The sequence below is a fragment of the Pseudomonas sp. NBRC 111127 genome (assembly GCF_001320345.1).
In the GTDB taxonomy this organism is placed as follows: domain Bacteria; phylum Pseudomonadota; class Gammaproteobacteria; order Pseudomonadales; family Pseudomonadaceae; genus Aquipseudomonas; species Aquipseudomonas juntendi.
The window spans coordinates 16,683-32,918 of the sequence record NZ_BCBD01000046.1 but is presented as its reverse complement, the minus strand read 5'-3'; the positions used below and the strand labels follow the sequence as shown (position 1 = coordinate 32,918).

Here is a 16,236-nt window from a genome sequence, read left to right as displayed (position 1 = left end):
GCCTGGCCCACGATGTGATCGGTGGCGCTGCCATCGACAAGCACGGCGTGCCCCTGGCCGACGAAACCCTGGACCGTGCGCGCAAGGCCGACGCGGTCTTGCTGGGCGCGGTGGGCGGGCCGAAGTGGGACAAGATCGAGCGTGATATCCGCCCGGAGCGCGGCCTGCTGAAAATCCGTTCGCAACTGGGCCTGTTCGCCAACCTGCGCCCGGCCATCCTCTACCCGCAACTGGCCGACGCGTCTTCGCTCAAGCCCGAGATCGTTTCCGGCCTGGACATTCTCATCGTTCGTGAGCTGACCGGCGGTATCTACTTCGGTGCCCCACGCGGCCAGCGTGAACTGGAAGGTGGCGAGCGCCAGGCCTACGACACCCTGCCGTACAGCGAAAGCGAAGTGCGCCGCATTGCCCGTGTCGGTTTCGACATGGCCCGCGTGCGCGGCAAGAAACTGTGCTCGGTGGACAAGGCCAACGTGCTCGCTTCCAGCCAGCTGTGGCGCGAAGTGGTCGAAGACGTGGCCAAGGACTACCCGGATGTGGAACTGAGCCACATGTACGTGGACAACGCCGCCATGCAACTGGTGCGCGCCCCCAAGCAGTTCGACGTGATGGTGACCGACAACATGTTTGGTGACATTCTGTCGGATGAAGCTTCCATGCTGACCGGGTCCATCGGCATGCTGCCTTCGGCCTCGCTGGATGCCGACAACAAGGGCATGTACGAGCCTTGCCACGGCTCGGCCCCGGACATCGCCGGCCTGGGTATCGCCAACCCACTGGCGACCATTCTGTCGGTGTCGATGATGCTGCGTTACAGCTTCAATCAGTCGGCCGCCGCCGAGGCGATCGAGAAGGCCGTGAGCCTGGTTCTGGACCGGGGGCTGCGCACGGGCGACATCTTCTCGGAAGGCTGCACCAAAGTTGGTACGCAGGAAATGGGCGACGCAGTAGTCGCAGCCCTGCGGAATCTGTAATCTCTCTGGCCCGCCACCCCACATTCCTGGTGGCGGCCCACTTTTAGCAAAGGTGTAGTTGCGATGAAACGTGTAGGTCTGATCGGTTGGCGCGGTATGGTCGGTTCCGTGCTCATGCAGCGGATGCTGGAGGAGCAGGACTTCGACCTTATCGAGCCGGTGTTCTTCACCACCTCCAACGTGGGTGGCCAAGGCCCGAACGTGGGCAAGGATACAGCGCCGCTCAAGGACGCTTATTCGATTGAAGAACTCAAGACCCTCGACGTTATCCTGACCTGCCAGGGCGGCGACTACACCAACGAGGTCTTCCCCAAGCTGCGCGAAGCCGGCTGGCAGGGTTACTGGATCGACGCCGCCTCGTCCCTGCGCATGCAGGATGACGCGGTCATCATCCTCGACCCGGTCAACCGCAAGGTCATCGACCAGCAGCTGGACGCCGGTACCAAGAACTACATCGGCGGCAACTGCACTGTCAGCCTGATGCTGATGGGCCTGGGTGGCCTGTTCGAAGCTGGCCTGGTCGAGTGGATGAGTGCCATGACCTACCAGGCAGCCTCGGGCGCTGGCGCGCAGAACATGCGTGAGCTGATCAAGCAGATGGGCGCTACCCACGCGGCCGTCGCCGACGACCTGGCCAACCCGGCCAGCGCCATTCTCGACATCGACCGCAAGGTCGCCGAGGCCATGCGCAGCGAAGCGTTCCCGACCGAGAACTTCGGCGTACCGCTGGCTGGCAGCCTGATCCCGTGGATCGACAAGGAACTGCCGAACGGCCAAAGCCGTGAAGAGTGGAAGGCCCAGGCCGAAACCAACAAGATCCTCGGCCGCTTCAAGAGCCCGATCCCGGTCGATGGTATCTGCGTGCGCATCGGCGCCATGCGTTGCCACAGCCAGGCGTTGACCATCAAGCTGAACAAGGATGTGCCGATTGCCGATATCGAAGGCATGATCAGCCAGCACAACCCTTGGGTGAAACTGGTGCCTAACCAGCGTGAAATCAGCATGCAGGAGTTGTCGCCGACCAAGGTCACCGGCACCCTGAACATTCCGGTTGGCCGCCTGCGCAAGCTGAACATGGGCTCGCAGTACCTGGGCGCATTCACCGTGGGTGACCAGCTGCTGTGGGGCGCTGCCGAGCCGCTGCGCCGCATGCTGCGGATTCTGCTGGAGCGTTGATCGTTCTGGTTCGTCCGAAAACCCGTGCTGGCAACAGCACGGGTTTTTTGTTTGGCGCCAGCTGCTGCAGCCTCCGCGAACCACCGCTGGCCCCGTCAAGCAGTCTGCTACCGCAGCTGGCCCAACCAAGCTGAAGCCATCACAGACAAAACCCTGCAATCCGAGTAAAGTGCCGCCCCCGCCGTTTTCTGCAAGAGGATCCCTACCATGACACACCCATTGGACATCGCCGTCGTCGGCGCCACCGGCAGCGTCGGTGAAGCCTTGGTACAGATCCTCGAAGAACTGGATTTCCCCGTGGCAACCCTGCACCTGCTGGCCAGCATGGAGTCGGCCGGCAGCAGCGTGATGTTCGCCGGCAAGAAACTGAAGGTTCGCGAAGTCGACAGCTTCGATTTCGGCCAGGTCAAGCTGGCGTTCTTCGCCACTGGCGCTGCGGTCAGCCGCAGCTTTGCCGGCAAGGCGCTGCAAGCCGGTTGCACGGTGATCGACCTGTCTGGTGGCCTGGACGACGCCCTGGCGCTGGTGCCCGAAGCCAACGCCGAGCGCATCGCCAGCCTGGAGCTGCCCGCGCGAATTGTCAGCCCGTGCTCGGCCGCTGTCGCCTTGGCCGTCGCCCTGGCGCCGCTCAAGGGCCTGCTGGAAATCGAGCGTATCCAGGTGATGGCCGCACTGGCCGTTTCGGCACAAGGCCGCGAGGGCGTCAGCGAACTGGCCAGGCAAACTGCCGAACTGCTCAATGCCCGGCCGCTGGAGCCACGCTTCTTCGACCGCCAGGTAGCGTTCAACCTGTTGGCCCAGGTCGGTGCCGCCGACGATCAGGGCCATACTGCGCTGGAGCGCCGCCTGGTCACTGAGCTGCGTGTGCTGTTGGGCCTGCCTGAGCTGAAGATTTCCGTGAGCTGCATTCAAGTACCGGTGTTTTTCGGCGATAGCTTCAGTGTGGCCGTGCAAAGCTGTCACCCGGTCGATCTGGCCGCGGTCAACCAGGCCCTGGAGGCTGCCGACAGTATCGAACGGGTGGAAAATGATGACTATCCAACCCCGGTTGGTGACGCAGTCGGGCAAGACGTGGTCTATGTTGGTCGTGTACGGCACGGTATCGATGAACAGCAGCAGCTCAACCTCTGGCTGACCACCGACAACGTGCGCAAAGGTGCCGCGCTCAACGCTGTGCAAGTGGCGCAATTGTTGATTAAACACAGGCTGTAAAAGATACTGGCGAGCACTTTTGTCCTGCTCCGCATGCAGGTTTCGGGACGATTCATACAAGGGAAGAGGTCATGCTTCGAATTCGCAAACTGGTTCTGGCCATGGCTGCAGCTTCAGCGCTGTCGTCTGGCATGGCGAATGCGCTGGGCCTGGGGGAGCTGACCCTGAAGTCGGCACAGAATCAGCCGCTGGACGCCGAGATCGAATTGCTCGACGTGCGCGACCTCAAGGCCGCCGAAGTGGCACCCAGCCTGGCGCCTGCGCAAGAGTTCAGCAAGGCCGGGGTGCCATTCGCGGCCTACCTCGAAGACCTCACCTTCACGCCGGTCATCAACCCCAACGGCAAAAGCGTGCTGCGGGTGACCTCCAGCCAGCCGCTGCCTGGGCCCGTGGTCAAGTTCCTGGTCCAGGTGATGTGGCCGCAGGGCCGCCTGCTGCGTGACTACAGCGTGTTGCTCGACCAGGCCCAGGCCCAGGGCGACAAACCGGCTGCTGGCAATCTCAACCCGGCCAGTACCGCTGCCAGCAGCTACACCACCCAGCGTCGCGACACGTTGTGGCAAATTGCCGCGCGCAACACCCAGGGCGGTTCGATCCAGCAGACCATGATCGCCATCCAGGCCCTGAACCCGGATGCCTTCATCGGCAATAACATCAACCAGCTGAAGGTTGGCCAGGTGCTGCGCCTGCCCGACCAGCAGCAGGTTCAGAGCATCGCCCAGGCCGAGGCCAACCGTGAGGTGGCCGAGCAGTACGCGGCCTGGCGTGAGGGCCGTCGGTTGGGTCCGCGGGCCCGTCAGCTGGACGCCACTCGCCGTGGTGCCGCCGACGCCGCCCCGGCGCGTGTTGCCCAGGGCGACAACCTGCGCCTGGTCAGCCCGGGCAACCAGGCGGGGGCCGACCAGGCCAAAGCGCTAAGCGACAAGCTGGCGGTGGCGCAGGAGAGCCTCGATACCAGCCGCCGCGACAACGACGAACTCAAGAGCCGCATGAGTGACCTGCAGAGCCAGCTGGACAAGCTGCAGCGTCTGATCGACCTGAAAAACGACCAGTTGGCGCGTCTTCAGGCGCAGGGTGCCGCCACGCCGTCCCCGGCAGGCGTCGCACCGGCGCCCGCGCCGCAAGCCGCGTCAGCGCCTGCGGCAGGTGCCGAGGCGAGCGGCGAGCCAGCCCCCACCCAGGCTGCACCTGCCAGCAAGCCGGCGGCAGAGCCTGCCCCGGCGCCGGCCAGCCAGGCGAACGGCGCGCTCGAGCAGATTCTCGGTAACCCTTGGCTGCTGTGGCTGATCGCCGGGTCTGCCATTCTTGTCCTGGCACTGCTGTTGTGGCTGCTGGCGCGCAAGCGCAAGGCTCAACAAGAGGCGGAAAAGCACCTGCGCATGGCGCGGGCGCTGGAAGAAGAGCAGGGCACCGGTTTCGACACCGACACCGAAAGCTTCGACGGCGTCGAAGTGGCCGAGCCGAGCGTCACCTTGTCGCCTGCAGTGGTCGCCGCATCGGCCGCCGCTGCCGTGGCTGCGGAAAAAGTGGCCGAACCGGCTGCCGCAGAGCCACCGGCAGACCCTCACGCCGCGCTGCTGGCGGAAGTCGACCAGTGCCTGGCCGAGGGGCGCCTGAACCGTGCCGCCGATCTGCTGGAGCCTGCCGTGGCCGCTGCCCCGGCCCGTGATGACCTGCGCCTGAAGCTGATGGACGTGTATGCCCGCCAGGGTGATCAGACGGCCTTCGCCGAACAGGAGCGCCAGCTGCAAGCCGGCGAGCACAATGGCGCCGCTGTGGCCGAGTTGAAAGAACGCTACCCAGCCATGCTGGGCCTGGCAGCTGCCGGCCTGGGCGCGGCAGCTTTGGCTGCCGAAATGGACGAGCAGTACGTGCAGGAGTTGTTGCACGATGACGCCGCGGCGCCGGTGGTTGCCGATGGGGTGCCTGAGCAGGTGCCAGAGCTCGAACCGCAGGCAGTGGCTGAGCCGGAGGTTGGCGCTGAACCTGATGCCGGGCTGGACCCTCTCGATGAAGTGCCTATCCTGGACGTCGCCGGCCTGGAGGATCAGGGGCTGGGCGAACCGGACCTGGACCATGCCTTTGACCTTGGCCTTGGGGAAGACTTGCCCGAGGACGATCCGCTGGCCGCGGCGATGCTCGACGAGCCCGCGGCGCAGGCGCCAGTGCCTGATGAGCTGGTGATCGCCGAACCGGTGCTGGACGAGCCGGTGCAGCCAGGTGCGCCGCCAGAAGAACAGCCGTTCGCCCTGGATGAGGACCTGCAAGCCGACGCCGATGCGGATTTCGAAGCCATGCTGGCCCAGGCCGAGCCGCAACCCGCGGTCGACCTGTCGGATTTCGACCTCGATGTCACCGAACCCGTCACCCCCGCTGCTGCGCCAGCAGCCGACACCGCCGCGGGCGATGTGGCTGCCGAGCTGGCGGCCTTCGACAGCGTGCCAGAGTTCGATCCGGTCTCCGAGTTCGATCTGCCCTCGGACTTCGACTTGTCACTGTCGCTGGAAGACGACTCGCCGGCAGACAAAAGCTTTGCCTCGGAACTCGATGACGTGAACGCCGAGCTGGACAAGCTGTCGCAGAGCCTGGAGGCGCCCTCGCTGGAACCGCACTTCACCAGCGAAGATGCAGCCGCGCAGCCAGAGCCGGAGCCGCTGGACGATCTCGACTTCGACTTCTTCTCCGGCAGTGATGAAGTGGCCACCAAGCTGGACCTGGCTCGCGCCTATATCGACATGGGCGACAGCCAGGGCGCACGCGATATCCTCGACGAAGTGGTCAAGGACGGCGACGACACTCAGCGCCAGGAAGCCAAGGACATGCTGTCCCGGTTGGTCTGACGCCAGCGAGGCGGCCATCGGTTACAGTGGACAAGCAACGGCAGCCCTACGCGGCTGCCGTTGTCGTTATAATCCCCGCCATTTCGTACACCCCACAGGTTTCATGCTCTTGGACATCATCGACACCGCCGCCACCGAATCTGCGGCCGAAGGCTACTCCCGCATCGCCCTGGGCGTGGAATACAGGGGCGCACGCTACCGCGGCTGGCAGCGCCAGGCCAGCGGCGTGCCCAGTGTCCAGCAGGCCTTGGAGCAAGCGCTGTCCAAGGTCGCCAACGAGCCGATCGCCGTGGTTTGCGCCGGCCGCACCGATGCCGGTGTTCATGGCTGTGGGCAGGTTGTGCATTTCGACACCCGTGCCGTGCGCGACGAACGTGCCTGGACCATGGGCACCAACTTCAACCTGCCGCACGACATCAGTGTGGTCTGGTCGCAGCCGATGCCGGCTGATTTCCATGCTCGCTTCAAGGCATGCGCCCGGCGCTACCGCTATGTCATCTACAACGACCCGATCCGCCCGGCGCACCTGGCCGAGGAGGTGACATGGAACCACCGCCCGCTCGACGTCGAGCGTATGGCCCAGGCGGCACAGTCGCTGCTCGGCACCCACGATTTCAGCGCCTTCCGCGCCAGCCAGTGCCAGGCCAAGTCGCCGATCAAGCATATCTACCACCTGCGGGTTACCCGCCATGGCCAGATGATCGTGCTGGACGTGCGCGCCACCGCCTTCCTGCACCACATGGTGCGCAACATTGCCGGCGTGTTGATGGCCATCGGTAGCGGCGAACGCCCGGTGAGCTGGGCGCGTGAGGTGCTGGAAGGGCGTGACCGCCGCGAAGGCGGGGTAACCGCCCATCCCTATGGGCTGTACCTGGTGCAGGTGGAGTACCCCGACACGTTCACCCTGCCCAGGCGTTACATTGGCCCACACTTTTTAAGCGGTTATGAAGGGTTGGCGGACTGACGGGCGAAAAGCCATTTGCTAACATCCGGCCTTTGACCGTTATCATCAGGGTTCGCGTTTCATGAGCTATGTTCGCAGCAAGATCTGCGGGATTACCCGCATCGAAGACGCGTTGGCTGCTGTCGAGGCCGGGGCCGATGCCATCGGTTTCGTCTTTTATGCCAAAAGCCCACGCGCAGTGGACGTGCGCCAGGCGCGGGCAATCATTGCTGAACTGCCGCCGTTCGTGACCACGGTAGGGCTGTTCGTCAATGCCTCGCGGTGCGAATTGAACGAGATCCTCGAAGTGGTTCCACTGGACCTGCTACAGTTCCACGGCGATGAAGCCCCGGAGGACTGCGAGGGCTACCACCGCCCCTGGATCAAAGCCCTGCGGGTGCGCCCGGGCGATGACCTCGAGGCAGCCTGCCAGCGCTATGCCGGCGCTCGCGGCATTCTGCTCGATACCTATGTGGCGGGTGTGCCTGGGGGAACCGGCGAGGCGTTCGACTGGTCCCTGGTACCGGCGCGGCTGAGCAAACCGATCATTCTTGCCGGTGGGCTTTCGGCGGCCAATGTCGGCCAGGCCATCGCCCAGGTACGGCCCTATGCGGTGGATGTCAGCGGTGGGGTCGAGCAGGCCAAGGGCATCAAGGACGCCGCGAAGATCGAAGCCTTCATGCAGGCGGTGAGGCAGGCGTGATGGCAGATGTGACGGCTGGCTGCGCGCCATCGTCCATAGCATTCGCAGCCCTGCCGGGCAGCCGCACCCATGGTGGCGGCAACACAACGCATTAGCGGTGGAGTGGCGCGCTGGAAGCCCCGGCGGCCGGTCCATCATCGTTTCGTAACAGATTTTGAGCTCAAGGGCAGGGCAGGCCGACGATAACGGCCCCGCCTGCCAATACTGGAGAAAAAAAGCATGAGCAACTGGTTAGTCGACAAACTGATCCCTTCGATCATGCGTTCCGAGGTGAAAAAGAGCTCGGTGCCTGAAGGCCTGTGGCACAAGTGCCCGTCCTGCGAGGCCGTGCTGTATCGCCCGGAGCTGGAAAAAACCCTCGATGTCTGCCCCAAGTGCAACCATCACATGCGCATCGGCGCACGCGCGCGCATCGACATCTTCCTCGACGCCGAAGGCCGTGCCGAACTGGGCGCCGACCTCGAGCCGGTCGACCGCCTGAAATTCCGCGATAGCAAGAAGTACAAGGATCGCCTGACCGGCGCGCAGAAGCAGACTGGCGAAAAAGACGCGTTGATCTCCATGAGCGGTACCCTGATGGGCATGCCGATCGTGGTCAGTGCCTTCGAGTTCTCGTTCATGGGCGGTTCCATGGGCGCCATCGTCGGTGAGCGCTTCGTCCGCGCTGCCAACTACGCCCTGGAGCACCGTTGCCCAATGGTCTGCTTCTCCGCTTCCGGCGGTGCGCGCATGCAAGAGGCGCTGATCTCGCTGATGCAGATGGCCAAGACCTCGGCGGTGCTGGCGCGCCTGCGCGAAGAAGGCATTCCGTTCATCTCGGTGCTGACCGACCCGGTCTACGGCGGTGTGTCCGCCAGCCTGGCCATGCTCGGCGACGTCATCGTCGGCGAACCGAAGGCGCTGATCGGCTTCGCCGGCCCGCGCGTGATCGAACAGACCGTACGCGAAAAGCTGCCGGAAGGCTTCCAGCGTAGCGAGTTCCTGCTGGAGCATGGTGCCATCGACCTGATCATCTCCCGTGGCGAACTGCGCCCGCGCCTGGCTCGCCTGCTGGCGCAGATGACTGGCCAGGAAACCCCCGAGCAAGCGCGTGAGGCGGCTGCCGTCGCGTGATGAAACAACGATCCCTGGGCGAATGGCTCGCCTACCTCGAGCAGTTGCACCCCTCGGCCATCGACATGGGCCTGGAGCGGTCGCAGCAGGTGCTTGCCCGGCTGGCGCTGGGTAAGCTGGCGCCCCGCGTGGTGACCGTGACCGGCACCAACGGCAAGGGTTCGACCTGCGCCTTCGTGGCCTCGTTGCTGCGCGCCCAGGGGCTCAAGGTCGGCGTGTACAGCTCGCCGCACCTGTTGCGCTACAACGAGCGGGTGCTGATCGATGGCCTGGAGGCCAGCGATGAGCGCCTGTGCGAAGCCTTTGCCGCCGTGGAGGCGGCGCGGGGCGATATTTCCCTGACCTACTTCGAGATGGGCACGCTGGCTGCGTTCTGGTTGTTCCACCAGTCGCAGCTCGATGCCGTGGTGCTGGAAGTGGGTCTTGGCGGGCGCCTGGACACCGTGAACGTGGTGGACGCCGACCTGGCCCTGGTGACCAGTATCGGCGTTGACCATGTCGATTACCTGGGCGACACCCGCGAGCAGGTGGCCTTTGAAAAGGCCGGTATCTTCCGCCCGGGCAAACCGGCCCTGTGCGGCGATCTCGACCCGCCACAACCGCTGCTGGACAAAGCCGCCGAACTGGCAGCGCCATTGTTCCTGCGCGGCCGTGACTTTGACCTGGCAAGCGCCGAAAACGGCTGGAACTGGCGTGGCACTGCAGCCGATGGCGCGCCCGTTGAGCTGAACGGCCTGCCGTTGCTCGACCTGCCGATGGAAAACGCCGCGCTGGCCCTGCAGGCGTACCTGTTGATGGGCCTGCCGTGGGATGCCGCGCAGGTGCGCCAGGCGTTGCTGGATACCCGGATTACCGGGCGTCTAGACCGTCGCCAGCTGGTCTGGCAGGGCCGGCCGGTGGAGCTGCTGCTGGATGTCGGGCACAACCCGCATGCGGCGCAGTACCTGGCCCGGCGCCTGGCGAGCCGGCCGCTGAAGGGGCGCCGGCTGGCGGTATTCGGCCTGCTCGCCGACAAGGACCTGGCAGGCGTGGTCGCGCCGCTGCACGGGCTGATCGATGACTGGGCCGTGGCCCCGCTGGACACCCCGCGCAGCCGGCCGGCTGCCGAGTTGGCCGACGCCTTGACGAACCTTGGCGCGGCGGTGAAGTCTTATGCCGGAGTCGACGCGGCCCTCGAAGGGCAATGCGCGCAGGCAACGGCAGATGACCAGATCGTGCTGTTCGGTTCGTTTTTCTGTGTCGCCCAGGCCCTGGCGTGGCTGGAGCGGCATGCCCAGGAGGGTTGAGTAGATGGCAGTGCTGGATAAAGGGATGAAACAGCGCATGGTCGGTGCGCTGGTGCTGGTGGCACTGGCGGTGATCTTCCTGCCGATGCTGTTCACCCGCGAGGACGAGATGCGCCAGGTGCGCGTCGAAGCCCCGCAGGCACCTGCCATGCCCAGCCTGCCGGAAGTGAAGGTAGACCCGGTGACCGTGCCGCAGCCGCAGGAAGTTCCTGAAGCACCGCAGTCGGCGCCGGTGGTGGTCGACGAGTCGACTGCCCCTGCCAGCACGCCCAGCCAGCCGATCACGGCCTCGCCGCAGACCCAGGCACAGGCCCAGCCGACCAAGCCGCAGGCCGCCGCACCGGCGGCCAAGGTCGAAACCAAACCTGCAGCGACGCCGGCCCAGGCTGCGCCATCGAAGATCGACGTCAACGGGCTGCCGGTCAGCTGGTCGATCCAGCTGGCCAGCCTGTCCAACCGCGCCGGTGCCGAGAAGCTGCAGCAAACCTTGCGTAGCCAGGGTTACAACGCCTATATCCGTTCGGCCGGCGGCATGAACCGGGTGTATGTGGGGCCATTGATCGAGCGCGCCGAGGCCGAGCGCGTACGCGATGCGGTCAACCGCCAGAACAGCCTGAAGGGCTTTGTGGTGCGCTTCCAGCCTGAGCGCGGCTGATATCGCCGGGGCGGCTTTGCCGCCCATCGCCGGCAAGCCAGCTCCCACAGGGGCTGCACATGGCTTAAGATTTATGCAGTCCCTGGGAGCTGGCGTGCTGGCAATGAAGCAAACACCAATCCACCTGACATAGGGGCCGCACATAGCGTGAGGTTTATACAGTCCCTGTGGGAGCTGGCTTGCCGGCGATGAAGCAAACACCAATCCACCTGACATTCCGCTTACCCAAGCCCCCACCGCTCTGGTAAAATGCGCCGCCTCAAACGTCTGCAGGCAGCACCGTGGCATTTACCCTGGTTGATTGGGCGATCATCGCGATCATCGCCGTCTCCACACTGATCAGTCTCAAGCGCGGCTTCGTCAAGGAAGCCTTGTCCTTGCTCATCTGGATCATTGCCGGTGCGGTTGCCTGGATGTTCGGCGGTTCGCTCTCGGTGTATCTTGAAAGCTACATCCAGACGCCATCGATGCGCGTCATCGCCGGCTGCGCCATTCTTTTCGTCGCCACCTTGCTGGTGGGGGCCATGGTCAACTTCCTGGTCGGCGAGCTGATCCGCGTGACGGGGCTGTCCGGCACCGATCGCTTCCTGGGCATGGCCTTCGGCGCCGCGCGCGGGGCCTTGCTGGTAGTGGTGGCCATCGGCCTGATCAGCCTGGGGCCGGTTCAACAGGACACCTGGTGGCAGGAATCGCGCCTGATACCACAATTTCTTCTGGTCGCCGACTGGTCGAAAAACCTGATTCTGGGTTTCGCCGGCCAATGGTCGCCCGGTGGTCTGATCAGCGCTCCGGCTGATCTTCCGTTCAAGGAACAGTTGCTCGGGCCAGCTAAGCCCTGAGCGCTATTCACTCAAGTTTCATCAAAGTAGGGGTTGCGTCGCATGTGTGGCATCGTCGGTATCGTCGGTAAGTCGAACGTCAATCAGGCGCTGTATGACGCGCTTACGGTCCTCCAGCACCGCGGCCAGGACGCTGCCGGTATCGTGACCAGCCATGACGGCCGGTTGTTCCTGCGCAAGGATAATGGCCTGGTGCGCGACGTGTTCCAGCAGCGCCACATGCAGCGCCTGGTGGGCAACATCGGCATCGGCCATGTGCGCTACCCGACCGCGGGCAGCTCGACCTCGGCCGAGGCCCAGCCGTTCTACGTCAACTCCCCGTATGGCATCACCCTGGCGCATAACGGCAACCTGACCAACGTCGAACAGTTGGCCAAGGAGATCTACGAGTCCGACCTGCGCCACGTCAACACCAACTCCGACTCGGAAGTGCTGCTCAACGTGTTCGCCCACGAGCTGGCGGTGCGCGGCAAACTGCAGCCGACCGAAGAAGACGTGTTCGCTGCCGTTTCCCACGTGCACAGCCGCTGTGTGGGTGGCTACGCCGTGGTGGCAATGATCACCGGCTACGGTATCGTCGGCTTCCGTGACCCGCACGGCATTCGCCCGGTGGTGTTCGGCCAGCGTCACACCGACGAAGGCGTGGAATACATGATCGCCTCCGAAAGCGTCGCCCTGGACGTGCTGGGTTTCACCCTGATCCGCGACCTGGCACCCGGCGAAGCGGTGTACATCACCGAAGAAGGCCAGCTGTTCACCAAGCAGTGCGCCGAAGCGCCGAAGCTGCAACCGTGCATCTTCGAGCATGTCTACCTGGCCCGCCCAGACTCGATCATCGACGGTGTGTCGGTGTACAAGGCGCGCCTGCGCATGGGTGAAAAGCTCGCCGACAAGATCATGCGCGAGCGCCCCGATCACGACATCGACGTGGTCATCCCGATTCCCGACACCAGCCGCACCGCCGCCCTGGAGCTGGCCAACCGCCTGGGTGTCAAGTTCCGCGAAGGCTTCGTCAAGAACCGTTACATCGGCCGTACCTTCATCATGCCTGGCCAGGCGGCGCGCAAGAAGTCGGTGCGCCAGAAGCTCAACGCCATCGAACTGGAATTCCGTGGCAAGAACGTGATGCTGGTGGACGATTCGATCGTGCGCGGTACCACGTGCAAGCAGATCATCCAGATGGCCCGCGAAGCCGGCGCCAAGAATGTCTACTTCTGCTCGGCAGCCCCGGCAGTGCGCTTCCCCAACGTCTACGGCATCGACATGCCGAGCGTGCACGAACTGATCGCCCATAACCGCACCACCGAACAGGTGGGTGAGTTGATTGGCGCCGACTGGCTGGTCTATCAGGACCTGCCGGACCTGATCGACTCGGTCGGCGGCGGCAAGATCAAGATCGAGCACTTCGACTGCGCGGTGTTCAACGGTGAGTATGTCACCGGCGATATCGACGAAGCCTACCTCGACCGCATCGAGCAGGCCCGTAACGACCTGGCCAAGGTCAAGAACCAGGCGGTCAGCGCGATCATCGACCTCTACAACAACTGATTCAGGGAGCGACGGCATGACGGATCAATGGGATGCCGGGCGGCTGGACAGCGACCTCGAGGGTGTCGGTTTCGACACCCTGGCGGTGCGCGCTGGCCAGAGCCGTACACCGGAAGGCGAGCACAGCGAAGCGCTGTTCCTGACCTCCAGCTATGTGTTCCGCACGGCGGCAGACGCCGCTGCGCGTTTCGCCGGCGAAACGCCAGGCAACGTCTATTCGCGTTACACCAACCCGTCGGTGCGTGTCTTCGAAGAGCGGCTGGCAGCGATGGAGGGCGCCGAGCAGGCCGTGGGCACCTCCACCGGCATGGCGGCGCTGCTTGCGGTGGTCATGTCGTTGTGCAGTGGCGGTGACCATGTGCTGGTGTCGCAGAGCGTATTTGGCTCGACCATCAGCCTGTTCGAGAAGTACTTCAAGCGCTTCGGCCTGCAGGTGGACTACGTGCCGCTGGCCGACCTCGCGGGCTGGGAAAAGGCCATCAAGGCCAATACCAAGCTGCTGATCGTCGAATCGCCGTCCAACCCGCTGGCCGAACTGGTCGATATCACTGCCCTCAGTGAAATCGCCCATGCCCATGGCGCCATGCTGGTCGTCGACAACTGCTTCAGCACCCCGGCACTGCAGCAACCGTTGAAGCTGGGTGCCGATATCGTGTTCCACTCGGCGACCAAGTTCATCGACGGCCAGGGGCGTTGCATGGGCGGCGCAGTGGCCGGCCGAGCCGAGCAGATGAAAGAGGTGGTGGGCTTCCTGCGTACCGCAGGCCCGACCCTCAGCCCGTTCAATGCCTGGATCTTCACCAAGGGCCTGGAAACCTTGCGGTTGCGCATGCGTGCGCATTGCGAAAGTGCCCAGGCCCTGGCTGAGTGGCTGGAGCGACAGGACGGCGTGGAGAAGGTGCATTACGCCGGCTTGCCAAGCCACCCCCAGCACGCCCTGGCCAAGCGCCAGATGAGTGGCTTTGGTGCAGTGGTCAGCTTCGAGGTCAAGGGCGGCAAAGAGGGCGCCTGGCGCTTCATCGACGCCACTCGGGTGATTTCCATCACCACCAACCTGGGCGACAGCAAGACCACCATCGCCCACCCGGCCACCACGTCCCACGGGCGCCTGTCGCCGCAGGAGCGTGAGGCTGCGGGTATTCGCGACAGCCTGATCCGCGTTGCCGTGGGCCTGGAAGACGTGGCAGACCTGCAGGCCGACCTGGCGCGCGGGTTGGCCGCGCTGTGATGCAGATTGGCGGCAGCACCCCGGGCCACAACGGCCGGGTAGCCCTGGTGACCGGTGCCGCGCGCGGCATCGGCCTGGGCATTGCCGCCTGGTTGATCTGCGAGGGTTGGCAGGTGGTGCTCAGCGACCTTGACCGGCAGCGGGGCGCCAAGGTGGCCAAGGCCCTGGGTGACAATGCCTGGTTCATCACCATGGACGTTGCCGACGAAGCCCAGGTCAGTGCCGGGGTGTCCGAGGTGCTCGGGCAATTTGGCCGCCTGGATGCACTGGTGTGCAATGCAGCGATCGCCAACCCGCACAACCAGACCTTGGAAAGCCTGAGCCTGGCGCAGTGGAACCGGGTGCTGGCGGTGAACCTCAATGGCCCGATGCTGCTGGCCAAGCATTGTGCGCCGTACCTGCGTGCGCACAACGGGGCGATCGTCAACCTCACCTCCACCCGAGCGCGGCAGTCCGAGCCCGATACCGAGGCCTACGCGGCGAGCAAGGGCGGCCTGGTGGCCTTGACCCATGCGCTGGCGATGAGTTTGGGCCCGGAGATCCGCGTCAATGCGGTGAGCCCTGGCTGGATCGATGCCCGTGACCCGGCGCAGCGCCGTGCCGAGCCATTGAGCGAAGCCGACCACGCCCAGCACCCGACGGGCAGGGTAGGGACCGTGGAGGATGTGGCTGCCATGGTTGCCTGGTTGCTGTCACGGCAGGCGGCGTTCGTCACTGGCCAGGAGTTCGTGGTCGATGGCGGCATGACCCGCAAGATGATCTACACCTGAGCTTCAAGCTTCAAGCTTCAAGCTTCAAGCTTCAAGCTTCAAGCTTCAAGAGGGGACCGCAAGGTTCCTTCGTCATTTGTAGGGTTCAGAAATTCATCAAGCGACCCCATGCTTCTTCTTGCCACTTGCCACTTGCCACTTGCCACTTGCCACTTGCCACTTGCCACTTGCCACTTCTTCGAAAAAAATCCAACGGGGCTATTGACTTAGCTTCGCCACCTGCGTAAATTTCGCGGCCTCAGCGAAGCAAACGCAACAAGTAACATCGCGAGGGTGATTAGCTCAGCCGGGAGAGCATCTGCCTTACAAGCAGAGGGTCGGCGGTTCGATCCCGTCATCACCCACCACTTCCTGAGATGTTCCTGCCGCTTCAGGTTTCGCAAGAAGCCAAAAGCCAGAGAGGAACGCACTGCGCAGCGGTAGTTCAGTCGGTTAGAATACCGGCCTGTCACGCCGGGGGTCGCGGGTTCGAGTCCCGTCCGCTGCGCCATTTTTCAGTAACAGATGGGTGCCTGGCACCGGTCTGAAGCCACAAGGCCAACGCCTTGGGCTGATCCCAGTTTCAATCGGGCGCAAGCCTGAACGATACGCAGCGGTAGTTCAGTCGGTTAGAATACCGGCCTGTCACGCCGGGGGTCGCGGGTTCGAGTCCCGTCCGCTGCGCCATCTTCGTTTCAAGGTCCCTAGAACGCCTTGAAACAAACACGAGAGAAGCGATGATCCAGTCGCTTTTTTTGTGCCTGCCTCGCGGCCCTCGTGCCCCAAGGTCAGACCCAGTTTCAATCGGGCGCAAGCCTGAATGATACGCAGCGGTAGTTCAGTCGGTTAGAATACCGGCCTGTCACGCCGGGGGTCGCGGGTTCGAGTCCCGTCCGCTGCGCCATCTTCGCCCCAAGGCCCCATGAACGCCTCGAGGCAACGTCAAAGCGACCTTCGGGTCGCTTTTTTC

General features: G+C 64.2%; 13 protein-coding genes and 4 tRNA genes. All 17 read left to right on the top strand.

The annotated features are described in order from the left end of the window. Positions 1-974 (top strand): 3-isopropylmalate dehydrogenase (gene leuB, locus APH30_RS11245; protein ID WP_054912577.1); only part of this gene is annotated, 974 nt, incomplete at its 5' end. Positions 975-1,037: 63 nt separating this feature from the next. Further along, a complete protein-coding gene (gene asd / locus APH30_RS11240) occupies positions 1,038-2,150 on the top strand; it encodes an aspartate-semialdehyde dehydrogenase (protein ID WP_029887368.1) in 1,113 nt (370 codons plus the stop codon). 207 nt (positions 2,151-2,357) lie between these two features. Further along, positions 2,358-3,362, top strand: a complete 1,005-nt coding sequence (locus APH30_RS11235) for an aspartate-semialdehyde dehydrogenase (protein ID WP_054912576.1) — start codon at positions 2,358-2,360, stop codon at positions 3,360-3,362. Positions 3,363-3,433: 71 nt separating this feature from the next. Further along, the gene (locus APH30_RS11230; RefSeq protein ID WP_054912575.1) at positions 3,434-6,202 is read left to right on the top strand and encodes a FimV/HubP family polar landmark protein; all 2,769 of its coding nucleotides are present in this window, start codon (positions 3,434-3,436) and stop codon (positions 6,200-6,202) included. 103 nt (positions 6,203-6,305) lie between these two features. Further along, on the top strand, positions 6,306-7,166 hold the full coding sequence (truA, locus tag APH30_RS11225) for a tRNA pseudouridine(38-40) synthase TruA (RefSeq protein WP_054912574.1): 861 nt from the start codon (positions 6,306-6,308) through the stop codon (positions 7,164-7,166). Between the two features lie 61 nt (positions 7,167-7,227). Then, complete coding sequence (locus APH30_RS11220; RefSeq protein WP_029887583.1) at positions 7,228-7,848, top strand: phosphoribosylanthranilate isomerase; 621 nt, start codon at positions 7,228-7,230, stop codon at positions 7,846-7,848. 219 nt (positions 7,849-8,067) lie between these two features. Further along, positions 8,068-8,961, top strand: a complete 894-nt coding sequence (accD, locus tag APH30_RS11215; RefSeq protein WP_054905870.1) for an acetyl-CoA carboxylase, carboxyltransferase subunit beta — start codon at positions 8,068-8,070, stop codon at positions 8,959-8,961. Further along, positions 8,961-10,247 carry a bifunctional tetrahydrofolate synthase/dihydrofolate synthase gene (gene folC, locus APH30_RS11210; protein ID WP_029887584.1) on the top strand — a complete coding sequence of 429 codons (1,287 nt, stop codon included), beginning with the start codon at positions 8,961-8,963 and terminating at the stop codon, positions 10,245-10,247. The genes accD and folC overlap by 1 nt, the downstream gene beginning before the upstream one ends. 4 nt (positions 10,248-10,251) lie before the next feature. Next, positions 10,252-10,902: an SPOR domain-containing protein gene (locus APH30_RS11205; protein ID WP_054912573.1), complete on the top strand. Its 651-nt coding sequence runs from the start codon at positions 10,252-10,254 to the stop codon at positions 10,900-10,902. Between the two features lie 281 nt (positions 10,903-11,183). Beyond that, positions 11,184-11,741 (top strand): CvpA family protein, encoded by a 558-nt coding sequence (locus APH30_RS11200; RefSeq protein WP_029886425.1) that lies wholly within the window; start codon positions 11,184-11,186, stop codon positions 11,739-11,741. A gap of 42 nt (positions 11,742-11,783) precedes the next feature. Beyond that, a complete protein-coding gene (gene purF / locus APH30_RS11195) occupies positions 11,784-13,289 on the top strand; it encodes an amidophosphoribosyltransferase (protein WP_009683775.1) in 1,506 nt (501 codons plus the stop codon). Between the two features lie 16 nt (positions 13,290-13,305). Beyond that, on the top strand, positions 13,306-14,517 hold the full coding sequence (locus APH30_RS11190) for an O-succinylhomoserine sulfhydrylase (RefSeq protein ID WP_009683774.1): 1,212 nt from the start codon (positions 13,306-13,308) through the stop codon (positions 14,515-14,517). After that, positions 14,517-15,287: an SDR family oxidoreductase gene (locus APH30_RS11185; protein WP_054905332.1), complete on the top strand. Its 771-nt coding sequence runs from the start codon at positions 14,517-14,519 to the stop codon at positions 15,285-15,287. Before APH30_RS11190 ends, APH30_RS11185 begins: the two co-directional genes overlap by 1 nt. 271 nt (positions 15,288-15,558) lie before the next feature. Then, a tRNA-Val gene (locus APH30_RS11180) sits at positions 15,559-15,634 on the top strand. A gap of 66 nt (positions 15,635-15,700) precedes the next feature. Further along, positions 15,701-15,777: transfer RNA gene (locus APH30_RS11175), tRNA-Asp, on the top strand. Between the two features lie 99 nt (positions 15,778-15,876). Further along, a tRNA-Asp gene (locus APH30_RS11170) sits at positions 15,877-15,953 on the top strand. 140 nt (positions 15,954-16,093) lie between these two features. After that, positions 16,094-16,170: transfer RNA gene (locus tag APH30_RS11165), tRNA-Asp, on the top strand. Positions 16,171-16,236: the final 66 nt, after the last annotated feature.